8 protein-coding genes, 1 tRNA gene and 1 pseudogene are annotated in these 14,045 nt (G+C 62.2%); 4 read left to right on the forward strand and 6 right to left on the reverse strand.

Translation table 11 applies throughout. The features are described from left to right. Positions 1 to 332: 332 nt before the first annotated feature. Positions 333 to 1,474 (reverse strand): annotated as a pseudogene (locus AC3WSN_RS20415) (IS3 family transposase). A gap of 297 nt (positions 1,475 to 1,771) precedes the next feature. After that, on the reverse strand, positions 1,772 to 4,300 hold the full coding sequence (locus tag AC3WSN_RS20420) for a patatin-like phospholipase family protein (RefSeq protein WP_492540371.1): 2,529 nt from the start codon (positions 4,298 to 4,300) through the stop codon (positions 1,772 to 1,774). A gap of 463 nt (positions 4,301 to 4,763) precedes the next feature. On the opposite strand from AC3WSN_RS20420, the gene AC3WSN_RS20425 reads away from it, so the two are divergent. The 4 genes from AC3WSN_RS20425 to AC3WSN_RS20440 all read left to right on the forward strand — a co-directional run bounded on the left by AC3WSN_RS20425 (position 4,764) and on the right by AC3WSN_RS20440 (position 9,882). Then, positions 4,764 to 4,940, forward strand: coding sequence for a hypothetical protein (locus tag AC3WSN_RS20425; RefSeq protein ID WP_492540373.1), 177 nt, complete (start codon positions 4,764 to 4,766; stop codon positions 4,938 to 4,940). A 1,085-nt stretch (positions 4,941 to 6,025) separates the two neighbouring features. After that, complete coding sequence (locus tag AC3WSN_RS20430) at positions 6,026 to 8,284, forward strand: TIR domain-containing protein (RefSeq protein WP_492540375.1); 2,259 nt, start codon at positions 6,026 to 6,028, stop codon at positions 8,282 to 8,284. A gap of 32 nt (positions 8,285 to 8,316) precedes the next feature. Continuing rightward, complete coding sequence (locus tag AC3WSN_RS20435) at positions 8,317 to 9,273, forward strand: Rcat domain-containing protein (RefSeq protein ID WP_492540377.1); 957 nt, start codon at positions 8,317 to 8,319, stop codon at positions 9,271 to 9,273. A gap of 240 nt (positions 9,274 to 9,513) precedes the next feature. Next, complete coding sequence (locus AC3WSN_RS20440) at positions 9,514 to 9,882, forward strand: hypothetical protein (RefSeq protein ID WP_492540379.1); 369 nt, start codon at positions 9,514 to 9,516, stop codon at positions 9,880 to 9,882. Between the two features lie 274 nt (positions 9,883 to 10,156). Here AC3WSN_RS20440 and AC3WSN_RS20445 read toward each other — a convergent pair whose 3' ends face one another. The 4 genes from AC3WSN_RS20445 to tsaE form a co-directional block, all read right to left on the reverse strand. Further along, positions 10,157 to 10,591 carry a hypothetical protein gene (locus AC3WSN_RS20445; RefSeq protein WP_492540381.1) on the reverse strand — a complete coding sequence of 145 codons (435 nt, stop codon included), beginning with the start codon at positions 10,589 to 10,591 and terminating at the stop codon, positions 10,157 to 10,159. A gap of 750 nt (positions 10,592 to 11,341) precedes the next feature. Continuing rightward, positions 11,342 to 11,418: transfer RNA gene (locus AC3WSN_RS20450), tRNA-Arg, on the reverse strand. Between the two features lie 186 nt (positions 11,419 to 11,604). Beyond that, complete coding sequence (locus AC3WSN_RS20455) at positions 11,605 to 12,357, reverse strand: nucleotidyltransferase family protein (protein ID WP_192710221.1); 753 nt, start codon at positions 12,355 to 12,357, stop codon at positions 11,605 to 11,607. Between the two features lie 19 nt (positions 12,358 to 12,376). Further along, the gene (tsaE, locus tag AC3WSN_RS20460) at positions 12,377 to 13,966 is read right to left on the reverse strand and encodes a tRNA (adenosine(37)-N6)-threonylcarbamoyltransferase complex ATPase subunit type 1 TsaE (protein WP_492540383.1); all 1,590 of its coding nucleotides are present in this window, start codon (positions 13,964 to 13,966) and stop codon (positions 12,377 to 12,379) included. Positions 13,967 to 14,045: the final 79 nt, after the last annotated feature.

Raw genomic sequence — 14,045 nt, forward strand, 5'->3', positions numbered from 1 at the left:
CTACGCCGTCGAGCACGGGACGCAGGGAATCAATGACATCGTTCGGGTCTGGCGCCTCTATAAGCGCATCGCGGGTGAGACTCCGCCAAATGGTGCACTCAGCCACCTTCCTTCGCGTCGGAAGGGCATGCACGCGGCAACCCACGCTCGGCTGACTGCCCGCATGTCCGCGATCAGGCCCGCGTCGTAAGGCGGCTCGGTGCTTGGCTTGAGACGCTGCAGCTAGATGGCGAGCGCCCATAGCGAGTAACTGCGAGAGCGCGGCTCAGACGGCTGGCAGAGCGCTGAGCCGGGTGACCTGACCGGTATTTTGGACCGGGCTAGTTGCGAGGCTACTGCATGGCCGCTGCCATGGGTAGCTGGAAGGCCAGATCCGGGTAGCTGACGGGCGCGGGTGGCCGATAGCGGAGCGATGAATGTGGTCGGACGCGGTTGTAGGTGCTTTGCCATAGACCGATCACGATCTGTGCCTCCTTCAGTGAGTGGAAGATCTCCTGCCTCAGGCACTCGTCGCGCAGCTTGCCGTTGAAGCTCTCACAGTACCCGTTCTCCCACGGCGAGCCGGGTGCGATGTACTGGATCTGCGAGCCAGCTTTGGCGACCCACTTGCGCAGTGCCTTCGAGATCATCTCAGGGCCATTGTCGCAGCGGAAGTGCTCCGGGATGCCGTGCAGGCACATCGCCTCCGCCAGGGCCTCGATCACGCCGACGCTGTTGATACGCCGCGCCACCTTCAAGGCGAGGCAAGCCCGGCTGTGCTCGTCGATCAGCGTCAGGATGCGCAGGCTCCGCCCATCGTGCGTCTGCGCCTGTACGAAGTCGAAGCTCCAGACGTGATTGCGATGGAGCGGCCGTAGGCGTTTGCCCGAGCCGTCGTTCAGCCACAGGCGGCTGCGTGGCCTATGCCGGTTGGGGACCTTCAGCCCCTCGCGACGCCAGATGCGCTGAACCCGGTCCTTGCCCACCTGCCAGCCCGCTGCCTGCAGCAGCGCGGTGACGCGTCGGTAGCCATAGCGCCCGTACTCGGACGCCAGGGCGATGATGGCCTGGGTCAGCGCATCCTCGTCGGCCGGCACGGTGGGCACATAGCGTTGCGTGCCGCGGTCCTGGCCGACGATCCGACAGGCGTGGCGTTCCGAGAGACCGTACCTCTCCCGGATGCCATCCACCGCCTGCCTGCGACGCTCGGGGGCGATAAGTTTCCCGAGGCGACGTCCGCCAACACCTGACCCACCAGGGACAGATCGGCCACAAGCCGCCGCAGCCGCGCGTTCTCACGCTCCAGGTCCTTCATCTTCCTGGCCTGGTCGACTTGGAGGCCGCCGTACTCCTTGCGCTAGCGGTAGTAGCTCTGCTCGGAGATCTCCGCCTCCTTGCACGCCAGCGCCAAACTCTTGCCTCGTGCCGTCTGCACCTCGATCTGGCGCAGCTTCAGCACGACCTGCTCCGCGCTCGTCTTCTGACCTCGCCGCATGGCCGACTCCTCCAGTCCTGGCTGATCCTCTCAATCAGCCCGGTCCAAAGCCAGCCGGTCAGGTCACTCAAACCGGGCGTGGTGTCAGCCGATTGGTTACCTATGAGATGCTGCTAAGGGCGGTATAGCGAAGCTCGCCCATTGCTGGGGCCCTGTGCGTCAACAATTCTAGGCGTCATCGGTCGCGATCAAGAGGCTTCCCCGATCGCCTTGCCTTAAAGCTGTGCAAGATCAGGTAGATAAGGCCAAGTCCCTTCGTAATACGATGCGCTCGCCGACGGATCCCGCTGCGACAGCTTAGGGCGAAACGCTCGCCGCGTTGGGCTCGAGCATCTGCGCGGCGAGCGAGCCGAACCAAGTCTTTACATTCGGCGGATGCCCGTCGCCGGGTACCAGGGCCGGTGAGAACAGGCCCTCGGCTACGTGGACGCCGAGTTGCCGGTAGGCCTCAAATTGCTCCTCGTCGAAGAATTGGTCCAATGTCGTCTGGTGGGGGAAGTCCGGCTGGAGCAGGCGGTAGCGTTTGATGATTTCGGCCTCGTTCCCGGTGACCGAGAGTTTCAGGTAGAGGATCAAACCGTCACCGGCCTCCTGGGTTGCGGTCTTCGGATAGCGGACGCGGACCATCATGGCGTGGGTTTGGCTGAAGCGGGTGGTCAGGTCCGGGCGCAGGTCGCGCAAATCTGGCTCCATCCGGATACCGAAGTCGATCTGGGCGTGGCGCACGAGCGTCAGATGTCCCTGGAACGTGCTCAGCGGGTCGGCCTCGCCGTCGACCGAGATGATGAACTTGCAGCGCCGCCTGAGCAGCTCGTAGACGCCCATGTTCTCGATGTGGCCGCCGTCGGAGAGGCTGAGCCAGGCGGCCGTCTCGCTCATCCCGACGCCTGTCATCTCCCGCAACAGACAGGCGAAGCCTGGCACGGCGAAGGGCGTCTTGGCACCGGGACGCCTGATCCAGTAGTTCAGTCGCACGTTGAGAAAGCTCAGGAGCGCGCTGAGGCTCGAGATCGAGCCAAGGCCCATCTGCGGCGAGACCGCCGCGCCGGAGATCGCCATTGCGGTGGCGAGGTCGATCGCGCGCCGGCCCGCGCGCCATTTCGAAGTCGGCCAATAACCGATACTGGGCGAGCCGCACCAGCCCTTCGAGAACAGGAAGAAGTCGCTTCGCCGCTCGCGCAGCGCCGAGCTGGTGCCGGCGGGCAGATCGGCCGCCGCGTTGATCAGGTGGTAGGGCGCGTGCCCCGTGGCGTTAATCGCAGCGAGGACAACGCTGTTCGCGTCGTGCGGGTCGCGCCGCACGAAAGTCCGCGCCAAGCGGTCCCGGTAAAGTCGGTGCGGGCCTGTGAGATTGATGTCGAGCAGGAAGAAGGCGATCAGCCCGAGGCACAGCACGAGGAGGCCGAGGAGTCCAGGGCCCCCGTAGCGCCGCGGGTCGAACAAATGGGCGTCGGCGTCGGCGTCCACGTGGCCGAGCCTCCACAGCCCATACGTCGCCAGCACTGCGCCAACGGGGACCGCGATGCCGCCCAGCACGAGCGCTGCCTTGAGCAATGCATTGCGCGTCGCCGGCCTGCGCAGGACGGGCAGGAAGCGCAGCAGTGTCGGCGTCGCCGCCGCCGCTGCCGCAACGACGCCGGCGACGGTGACATTTGTCGTCCATCGGATGCCTTCCAGGTGCAGGGCCCAAACAATGAGCGCGACGACGACGGCGGCGGCCGCAAGAAGGACGACCCAGGCCAGCAGCGGACTGTCCCGCTCGCGCCTGCGCAGGCTCACAGCCTGTACCACGAGGCCGAGGCACACGCCGCCGCCGACCACAAGGAACACCAAGCGCCAGGGGACCATCGACAGGGCTGGGTCCGCGGCCAGCAGCACGAAGGCGCACAGCGCGACGAGAAACAGCGGCGCAGTCCAGTTCAGCACCATCCCAGCCAGACCCGCAACGGCCATCGCCCAGCGTTCCTTGAGGTGGTCGGCCGAGAGGTACTTGGCGTGCTGGCGCAGGTAGCGCACCGCGTCAGTGTCCGGGCCGTGCGGGGCGGCGACTGCGGCCTCGCCGGCCGCGTCGTCTAGCCGGCGAGTCAGGAAGGCGCCGACGTAGCCGCCGCCCGAGACGGTGCTGAGATAGTCGACGTCACGCAGAAGCTTGCGGTCGGCCAGTACCTGGATCACGCCGAGGCAGAACGAGGCCGAGCGGATGCCGCCTCCGGACAGGCCGAGGCCGACCGCGTTGACCGGAGGGTCCTTGGTCTCGGCTTCGCCCCGACGCAGGCGAATCGCGGCCGTCTCCGCGGCGCTGATCTGGGCCGCAGTCTGCGCCGGGATCTGTTTGTCGGCCGCCAAGCCGAAGGGCAGGTCCGCCATAAGCTCGAGAAGACCGTCCTCGCCGAGGACCGGCGGCGCGAAGGCGTCCCGGCGCGCTGTGCCATAGGCCATCACGTGCAAGATGTCCGCGAATGCATTGAGCTTCACCTGCACGGCCGAAAGGTCGGCACGAAACGCGTCGGCGCCATCCCGAGAGCCGAGCCGCCCCTCGGCGTGCGCCCGGTGCCACTTCGCCGTCACCGGCCGCAGCTCAACATTGAGCATGTCGGTGGTGACCTGAGCGAAGCGCTTGCAGCCCGGGTTGTTCTTCATAGCCAAGCGGGCTTGCGCAAAGACTTCCCACAGGCTCTCGAGCGCCCTCGCTTCAACGCCGTACTGGTAGGGGAGCGGCTGCGTCGTAATCCGGGTGCGTAATTCGCAGAGTAGTTCGTGCGCTGCAGCCGCGTCTGCCGCTGCGCTAGCCACATCGTCGGCGGCCTCGTCAGAGGTCTCCCTCATACTCCCCATAAAATCCTCCTCGCTCGAAACTATGGTCCGGCAGGCTGCACGCGGCGTGAACCGAAGATCACAAAGTGGAAGTCGAACCACAGCCTCGGAGCACCGAAAATACAGATGAACCTGCTTGCGCGCTCATTGACATCAATACCTATCAGGCAGCGAACTGATTGCGGAGGAGATCCGCGATGACCTGCGCCGCATGCTCAGTCTGGTCGCCCGCGGCGATATTGCGCAAACGTCCGACGTGAGAAGCCGGGAGCGTGTGTTAGGTGAGACGGACACGTACAAGGCATGGGTCGTAGCCGGGCGCCTGCGGCCCGCGCGGAACCCTGGCGGAGGTTTGCAAAAGGCCGAGTTCCACGGCGTTGTCCCTCCTGGCACCCTAAAAGCTCCGAGAAGCACAAGGAGCTTGTTCACCTCAAGGACGGGAGTGCCTCTTCGGCGATGCCCAGCATCGGTCCTTGTGACGGTCGTTCTCGTTTTCCAGAATCCCAATCTTGCCTCCGAGTGCGACCCGCGCGTCAGCTACTCCCATGACCGCGAGGCGCGCCTGTGTGAACGCCTCCTCACGGGCCGGGGAGACCGCGTCGAGGCGAGCGTCTATTTCGACGTCGGTGCCGATGCGACGTTTCTTCTTTAGGCCAAGCCGGCGACCAAGGCGCCTCCTTCCGCCCTGGCTGCGCAGAGGCGACCATCGATCAGGAGGAAGGCCTCCGTGGTTCTGCGCCCCTCCCGCATCCCGCGAACGAGGCCCTCGAGTTGGGTCCAGCGCAGCACGGGCTCCGGCACGATGTCTACAACCGGCTTGTCGTCCCAGCCAGCGCACGAGCCGGCCAAGTGCCTGGAAAGTTTAAATATGTAGCCATCCGGCTTGAGATCGCCTGCGTACTGGGCGCGCGCCGGCTCGGCGCCGACGCGGACTAGAGCGCCACAAGCGAGTACAGCGCTCGGTCGATCTCGCGTTGCGGATATCCCAGCCGCGATCTGTCGTGCGCGTCACTGATCGACAGGACGACCGTCCGGCCGGGGAGCCGCGTCATAGAACCTTGCTCAGGCTCAGCAGCCTAGTACCAAGTGGGATTGCCGACAATAACTTAATAAGCATCTCGCTCTTCAGGCGCGTGAGCGAAGGACTAGGGTAAACGTCAGCCGAGCCGACGACCAACCGATTGAAGACGTCGAGCGGCTCAGACGGGCGAGGCAGCACGAGGACCGACCCCATAACCGCTTTCGCCACCGTCGGGGCGGCCTGAGCCAGCAAAGTGTTGCATCGTAGTCCCTCAGACAAGATTTCAAAGAGCAGGGGCTCGATCCATTCGGCCCCCCGGCCACAGGGAATACTTGCACGCCGGTCAAGCAGGAGCCGTGATGATAGGTCTGCTCGTGTCTTCGGCGCTGTCTGAGTTGGTGAATGGGAGATAGGCGTCGAGGTTAGGGCGCGCCGTCATCGCGTCACGGATTTCCGCCTCGTATAAGTTCCAGGCGCCCCCGCTCGACATCGATGTCGCCGTCGTGCAGCAGGTCTGTTCACCGCCAAAAGTAAAGGAACTAACATTCTCGTTCGCCATTCAGTACCGAATTTTCCTGCGTCCTACGAAGGTACTCTGACGCCGTTCTACACATGATAGACTTTATTGGGCTGTTGGTATAATCTTATCTATGGAGCGGGCAACGGCACCGTCAGCATCATTGGTGCCATGTAAGAATAAGTATGGCCACGCATCGATGCGCAATAAATCTGCTGCGGCAATGATCGAGCCAATTATTTCTGCCTTATTCGGCTACGATTTTTTTGTGTCTTATGCACATGATGACGGATCCGAATATCCAAAGGCGCTTTCGAAAGCACTCGAAGCGGAACCTTACCGCTTCAAGACACATATTGATACTAGGGATTATCATGTGGGAGATGATCTCGGACTACTGACGAGGCTACACGTTCGAAATTCGAAGCAACTAGTAATCATTGCCAACAAGTATGCCCTGACCCGATCCAAATGGGTGCGCAAAGAGTTGGACGTGTTTACTTCTTCTGGTAAGCGACCGATAATTATCGATTGCGGGAATACCCTCGGGGTTTATAATACAACGCCACCATTGCCAGATACTCTTCTTGAATGGCTGCAACTTAATCCCGACATTCTCCGTCATACCGAGCCCGAACAGCGGGTTTATCCGGGGGAAGAAACAGTTGCGCGACTCGCTGCAGCTTTCCACGGCGCTCGTGTAGAAGAGCGTCGCCGAAGAGCTGTAATGTGCACAATAGTCGTTTTGCTATTTTTGCTCGCTGGTTCCATTTTAGCTGGTACGATTGCGGAACTTCAACGGAGATCGGCTGACCAAGCAAGGCAGCACGCCGAAGGCACAGCGCAGGATGCAACTTTTACGACGGCAGAATTTATATACAATCTGTTCGGAGATAGCGCACTGTCGGACGGTCTCCCCTCGGATTTGAAGATCAGCATTATCGACACGGCTAAGCACGCTCTGAAAAAACTCGACGGCTCCAGCAAAGTTGCGGAGCCGATTCGGATCAGAGCGTATGCGGCTGCACGACTAACGGAGGCATCGTTAAATCTGGAAAATTACAGGCTCGATGACAGCGCAGCAGCCGCGATGGAGGCAAATCACCTCCTTCTTACTCTTCGACAGAATTACGGTAGAAGCGATGAGGTTGATGTTGATTTAGCAGCGTCATACGACAGATTGGCGGAAATCTCTAGAGCGCGCAGTTTGCCGTACGATGCCTGGCGCAATTATGTCGCCGCGATGCAGGTTCTTGATGAAATCAAGCAAAAAGATCGATCATTACAGCTCAATCAGCTTCGCCTCATACATAAATTGTTGGAATTTTCGGTTGAATATGAAGACGAGCCAACAATTCGTGCACGGGCCAGTCGTCTAATTGAACTGATCAATCTACGGCGCTCGGATCTTGATCCTTACAAAGCTATCAGATATATCATTTCCGCTGCGGAAGCTTATTCCGCGCTGGGCGATAACTCTACTGGCATTGAGCTTCTGCAAAAGGAGATTGCGAACTTTAATGCTCGCAGCACCACTATTGTTGGGGAAAGAGGGTATATTGGGCTGTTAGGAAGTCTGGCTCGCTTAGAGGATCGCATGGGAGCGAGTGAAGATGCTTTCGTTCATGCGCTGTCGGCGATGAAACGGAGCCAGAAGTTTATCGAGAGTCCAGAATCTCAACTGCGGGATCTGCAGCAGTACCTTGAGGATTGCGTAAACGTCACCAAAATATACACGCGTCGCCGCGAATTTGACTCCGCAGTTCCGGTTGTTGAGGCCGCAATCGCTGAAATATCAAGTTCTCGCTTCGAGAATGATCCCTCTGTGCGATATTTGAATGCGTGGATGCTGGCGGCGCTTGCAGATGTTCATCGTGGTAGATCCGATCTAGTGAATGCATTAAATCTATACCGTAGGAGTATAGATGTACTTACAGTGCAACGGTCGAATAGTATACCTCCATACTTATGGCGGAATTTACTCATCGATGTCTTGGGTCGTGTGTTACCTATTCTAAATAACAAAGGCGATTATTCCGAAGCCGCAGAGTATGCTCTTCAGAGGGGGGCTCTGGTTTTGCTCGACATCAAGTTACACCATGCTGATAAAATTCGTGCAGCAGATGTTGCTGGCGATGCGGCATGGTATCTCTTGCTCGGAGGAAGAGCTAGAGAGGCACTCAATTTTCTAGATGCCGCTCGCTCACTTATTGGGCATCCAGCACCGCTGGCACTCAAGCACATCGACATGAATTATGCTCACGTACTTATGCTTCTTGGTAGAGACGCAGAAGCAAGGCAGGCATATCGGAATCTATTTTCTGCACAGCTTGCTGCGGCAGATAACATTAAAAGTCAGGTCCTCGAAGATTTCAAATACATGAAGAAGGCTGGGCGCTGTACACGGCTCATGGTTGAGATTGTGGCGGAAGCAGAGTCGTGCGAAGGTATGCGGTGAGGTTTGCGGTGAAGTTTTGCCGGAGGCTGGACATGAAGATCCGATGTGCGGTTACCTTGGCCTTAACGGTCGTGCTTCAGGCGGTCTATGCTGAGCCGGTTAGTGCGCAAGTTGGCATCTTCGGCGATGAGTGGCGTGGAACTGAATGCCTGGTTCGTGACCCCACCGGAACTGAGCTTAACGTTCGAGAGCGGCCGGGCGGGAGAGTTATACAAACATTAAAGAACAATACTGGGGTTATTCCTGATAGAGGTGGCAAAAATAGTCCCTGGGTTGAAATACGGAAGGTTATCGATGGCAGATTAAGACCTATTGGATTTGTATGGTCCAAACATGTGGATTGCAACGCGGAGCTTCGCAAGACTAAATACCCCGTACTTCTCTCGTCAGATGCTGATGTTGCAGAAGTTGGGATAGGCTGGTTTGTAGGCAGTACAGACTACACAAAACGAGCAGGCTTAAGAAAATGCGCTTACCAGGGTGAAGGGCATACCGTAGGCATATCTGAGTCAATCGTAACCAAATATGAGAAACAAGGATTCAATTTCGCAAAAATTTGCCTTGCACTTGCGAGTGGCGATACGCGCTATGACCCGGAAACTGGAAAAAGACTTGCCACCTATTTGTTCGTCGGGTGGCCTGATTATGGCATACCCGAAGAATTCGCTTTAGAGATTCCAAGATGTTATAAGACTGGTGAAATCCGCGGTATGGGAACGTATTTTCATAGTTTCAATCCGTCAGGCTGTAAGTTAAACTTCCACCCTTGGACAGGAAGAAAATTAGATGCGAGTGAAGCGGGTGCTTATAGAAGCGCCTTGCGAATTAGCGCCGGCGGCGAAGCAGGCCCAAGCTCGACGCCGGAATCGGAACTTCGTCAGAGTAAGATGGCTAAAGGTGATTCGACGACGCTAGGAGAGTTAAAGATGCTAACGGGAGTTGCTGCAAAAAGCAATGATGCCGGAAAAATGAAACCAAATAAGAATTGATTGTTTTGAGTGAGTGCCACCTACGAGCAGGTAGAGTCGATCGTTGTCGAGGCACACGCTAGGAGCCCGTCCGATAAGGGCTCCATAAGGCACCCGCCAGATGGCTTTGTGCCCTCATCGCCCAGCGCGAGAGTGCTGACGGAGGAACGGCCTTTAGCCTCATAGGCGACTTATCGGACGGGTTCTAAGCCAGATGATCTTAACCAGACCCACCGCGCTAGCCGCGGAACGTGGCCGGCTATGGAATCGCGCTTGAGCACCTCCGGCACCTGCGAGCCTCCTGCGTTGCTGCTGCACTGCCTCGCGGATAAGGTCATTTTGGACCGGGGTTTGCACGATGAGGCGACGGCGCGCGTCGTCTTGCGCGGGGGCGCGGTCAACCAACTCACGATCAAGCGGGCGGTCGGTCGTTTGGAGGCGTTGTCGCGCTGTGCGGAGATGCGGGACCGAATCATCGCCCTGGCCCGCAGCGATATCCCGGATGAGGCGATCGCCGCGCCACTTGACTGGCGAGGGGCATCGCTCACCCAGGTAAACCGGGCGTGTGCTGCCCGTGACGGTCAGCGCATACGCCAGCAGGCCGGATTAGCGGCGATGTCGCCACGGTGAGGCTGGTGCCATGCCTCGGATCTGCTGGGCGTCCAGGTCCTTGCACGCCGACTGAACATCCCCATGAAATGGCTCTGCGTCCAGATCCGAGCCGGCCGCATCTTGACCGACAAACCGCTGGATTCCTTTGGAGTTGATTTGCCCCTAGCTGTCTCACGGCGGTCCGTCTTATCTTCGTTACGGATTCGAACATGTGCTGGAGCACCGAGGCCTTCCAGCGGTCGATCGGCAATTTAGCTGCTACTGGCTGGAAGTTGGCGCCTCCCTCGACTGGCTACAGTTCGTAGGTTCGGAGTGACGCCACGTCCGGCGGCGGCGAGGACTCGCCCGGCACGGCCGATCCGAGCACCTGGATGCCGTTGAGCCCGAAATTGCCGGCCTGTGCAGTCGAGCCCACCGAACTTCCGGAAGGCCGAGCGATCCCGGACGACATCTGCGACGGCGATCCCGATGAGGCGCCCGTGCTCGGCAGCGTCTGCCCGTTGGAGAACCGATCCGCGTAGTCCTGAGTGGTCGCCATCCGCGCCGCGTTCTCGCCACCCGGGCGGTCGCAGCCCGCGAACTTCCATGCATCCACCCCGTCAAGGCGGTGGCCCTCCTCAGAGCCCTGCGCGTTCTGGAGGGCCTGCATGAGCTGCGGGTTCTCCTGGAGCAGCAACTTCGCCTGCGCCACCGCGGGGTCCCTCGCACCCTGTGTGAAGGCTCGCATCTTGTCGTGTCGATCGTCTCGCCACGATGGGATGCCACCCGATGTGCCGGCCTGCCCGCTCTCGCTCGAGTCGGATTACGAGCCGTTGATGTTGCTCGTGCAGCGGGATGAGCGGCGCACACCATAGCGAGAAACCGCGAGAGCGCGGCTCGTACGGGCGGGAGCGTGCTGAGTGCATGCCGGGGTGCGCTGCCGAGCCCGACTGCCGCTGTCGACCTTCTGAGCGCCGTCTAGTGCGTTCGGAAGCTCGACGCCTCGGCAGGCCTGAGTGTCGCTTAATTCAGCTCTGGGAGTCGGCGATAGCGGCACCTGTGCCGCGGCTGACGTGAAACGCGTGTTTGATCGGCAGGCAAAATGCGCCAGCCTGGCGAAGCGCAAAACGATTTAGGCGGGGCAATCCGAATCCACCGCCACCAGCTTCGGCAGCTCGGATCCGATTGCGCCCACCCAAGAGCGGACAATTCCGTGCGCTGTTACGTAAGATGTTACGTTTGAGGCAGGCGAGAAAGCCCGAAGAGGGCGTTTCTGCATCTAACTAGCTGAAAATCTTGGTGGGCGCACTAGGGTTCGAACCTAGGACCCGCTGATTAAGAGGTAGCTGCTGCTGAAACCGGACCGCGCTTCGGTGCCGCACCCCTGCCCGCAGCCGAATGAATGATCTCGTTTGGATGCCGCAGCACTTCTAGCCCAATTTCCCTTATTTGCCGTGAGCACCAAATAAGGGAACGTTAGCTAAGTGCTTGAAGCTTATGGCGCGCCCGAAAGGATTCGAACCTCTGACCCCCAGATTCGTAGTCTGGTGCTCTATCCAGCTGAGCTACGGGCGCCTGACACGGCGGCGGGGTCTTGGCCCGCCGGTGTGAGGGGGCTTCTAGAGGCTCGGATCGGGCTTGGCAAGACACCTCGTTACATCACAGCGCATGACGCGCACGGCACGGGCCTCACCCCCACGCGGTCGATGCGAAAACGCCATCGCCCATCCACCGCGACCGCAGACCGGCCGCCCGATCCAGCTACGGTGTCCGCGCGCTCGCCCGCACCCGCTCCTCCGCGGCCCGAATCGCCTCCGGCGTGCCGACATGCAGCCACTGGCCGTCGAGGCGCAGGCCGAAAAGCCGGCCGGCCTCGATCGCCCGGTCAAACAGGAGGTTGAGCGAGAAGGCGCCCTCCGGCGTGTCGGCGAACAGGCTCGGGCTCAGGATCGCCACCCCCGCGTAGATGAAGGGGGCGACCTCGCGCTCCCCGCGGCGCTCCAGGCGTCCATCCGGCTCCATCACGAAGTCGCCGGCGCCCTCGTAGCCGAGGCTGGTGGCGGTGGGGGCCACCAGCAGCAGGCAATCCATGCGGTGCGCGTCCCAGCGGCCGATCAGCCGGCTCAGGTTGGAGGCCGGTCCTTCGAGCCAGAACGAGTCCGAGTTCAGCACCACGAAGGGCGCCGCGCCCAGAAGCGGCAGCGCCTTGCGGATGCCCCCGCCGGTCTCCAGAAGCGCCGCGCGCTCGTCCGACACGATCGTGGCCGGCCCCCGGCCCGACTCCTCCGCCCGCCGGGCGAGATGGCCCTCGATCAGGTCGGCGAGATAGTGGACGTTGACCACGGCCGTGCCGATCCCGGCCTCCGCGACCCGGTCCAGGGCGTGGTCGAGGAGCGCCTTGCCGGCGACCTCCACCAGCGGCTTGGGCACCGTGGCAGTCACCGGACGCATGCGCTTGCCCAGGCCCGCGGCCAGGACGAAGGCGCGGCTGACGGCTGGCTTGAGCTCGCTCATGCGATCGAAGGTCCGATGGTCAGGATTCGGGGGCGGGGCTGACGAGGCCCGGCAGATGCGCCGCGTGCCAGTCGCGCAGCCCCGCGAGCGCGGGATGGGCGAGATTGCGGGCGAGGTAGCCCTCGATCCGCGGCAGGTGAGCCAGATAGCCGGGCTTGCCGTCGCGCCGGTCGAGCCGCGCGAAGATGCCGAGGATCTTGGTGGCTCGCTGCGCGGCGAGCAGGGCGTAGGCCGTGGCGAAGGCGCCGACGTCGAAGGCCGGATCCCGCCCGCGGCGCTCGCGGGCGTAGAGCCCGAGCAGCCGCAGCTCGAACTCGGCGGAGCTGTCGACCCGAGCATCCTGCAGCAGCGAGGCGACGTCGTAGGCCGGATGACCCATCACCGCGTCCTGGAAGTCGATCAGGCCGACCCGCTCCAGCCCGTCGCGCTCGGGCAGCCAGATCAGGTTGGGCGAGTGGTAGTCCCGCAGCGTCCAGGTCGGCCGGTCCGGGACCGCGCCTTGAAGGGCCGCCCGCCACAAGTCGACGAAGTCCGATCGCGCCTCGGCCGACAGCGTGGCATCCCGGATCGCGGGCGCGTACCAGTCGGGCATCAACTCGGCCTCGAACAGCAGCGCCTCCGTGTCGTAGGGCGGCAGCACGTGCTCGATCCCGTCCGCCACCGGCAGGACCGGGGGCAGCGGCGTCGCGTGGAGCTTGGCGAGCAGCCGCACGGCCTCGGCGTAGCGCTCGGGCCGCGGCGCGCCGGCCTCGATCACCGGCTCGCTGCCGAGATCCTCCAGGATCAGCAGTCCCTCGGCGAGGTCCTCGCCGTAGATCTTCGGCGCCGAGAAGCCGAGCGCCCGCAGGCCCCGGTCGAGGGCCACGAAGGCGTGGACGCTCTCGGCCAGATGCACGATCGCGCTGTAGGGCTTGCCGTCGCGCACCGGCGGCCCGTCGGGCCGGGGCGGGGCGATCATCAGCACGGCGCTGGTGCCGTCGGGCTTGGTCAGGCGCTCGTAGGCGCGGGACGAGGCGTCGCCCTGCATCAGCGTGCGCTCGGCCACATCCCAGCCGCTGCGGTCGAGGAGCCGGCGCACCGCCCGGGCCCGGTCGAGGCGGGCCCGCATGCCGCCGGTGCCGTCGATCCGGGCGAGCCGCGCCTCGGGGCCGAACTCCGCCCGCAGGGACAGGTCGACGGTCAGCACCGGGGCGTCGCGGGGCGACAGCCGGTCGGGCCATTCGACGAGCGTGATCGCATCCTCGGCCATCTCGTCGAAGCCGAGCTCGACCAATTCATCGGGGTCGCGCAGCCGGTAGAGGTCGGCGTGGATGATCGCGCGGCCGTCCAGGGCCGTGTAGGGCTGAATGAGCGTGAAGGTCGGGCTCGGCACCTCGAGGCGCGGATCGCCGGCGAGTTCGCGGATCACCGCGCGGGCGAGCGTCGTCTTGCCGCCGCCGAGACCGCCCGACAGGGCCACGACGTCGCCCGGACGCAGGAACTCGGAGAGGAACAGGCCGAGATCCTCGGTCGCCGTCTCTTCCGGAAGCACGAACTCCCACGGGGCCGGCGGCGCGGACGCGCCCGCCCCCTCGTCGGCCCTCTGACCGTCCCGATCGTCTCCGTCCAAAGCCCGCCTCCGAGACCAGAGGGCGCATGGTCCGGAAACACGCCACGGATGCAAGCGTTTCCGGCCGCGGTTGTGCGCT

The sequence above is a fragment of the Methylobacterium sp. FW102-HT35C08 genome, from assembly GCF_058790235.1.

Excerpts from the sequence above, each read along its gene's own strand:
- AC3WSN_RS20420 (WP_492540371.1), bottom strand. The coding sequence starts at position 4,300 with ATGAGGGAGACCTCTGACGAGGCCGCCGACGATGTGGCTAGCGCAGCG.
- AC3WSN_RS20430 (WP_492540375.1), top strand. The coding sequence starts at position 6,026 with ATGCGCAATAAATCTGCTGCGGCAATGATCGAGCCAATTATTTCTGCC.
- AC3WSN_RS20435 (WP_492540377.1), top strand. The coding sequence starts at position 8,317 with ATGAAGATCCGATGTGCGGTTACCTTGGCCTTAACGGTCGTGCTTCAG.
- AC3WSN_RS20440 (WP_492540379.1), top strand. The coding sequence starts at position 9,514 with ATGGAATCGCGCTTGAGCACCTCCGGCACCTGCGAGCCTCCTGCGTTG.
- AC3WSN_RS20445 (WP_492540381.1), bottom strand. The coding sequence starts at position 10,591 with ATGCGAGCCTTCACACAGGGTGCGAGGGACCCCGCGGTGGCGCAGGCG.
- AC3WSN_RS20455 (WP_192710221.1), bottom strand. The coding sequence starts at position 12,357 with ATGAGCGAGCTCAAGCCAGCCGTCAGCCGCGCCTTCGTCCTGGCCGCG.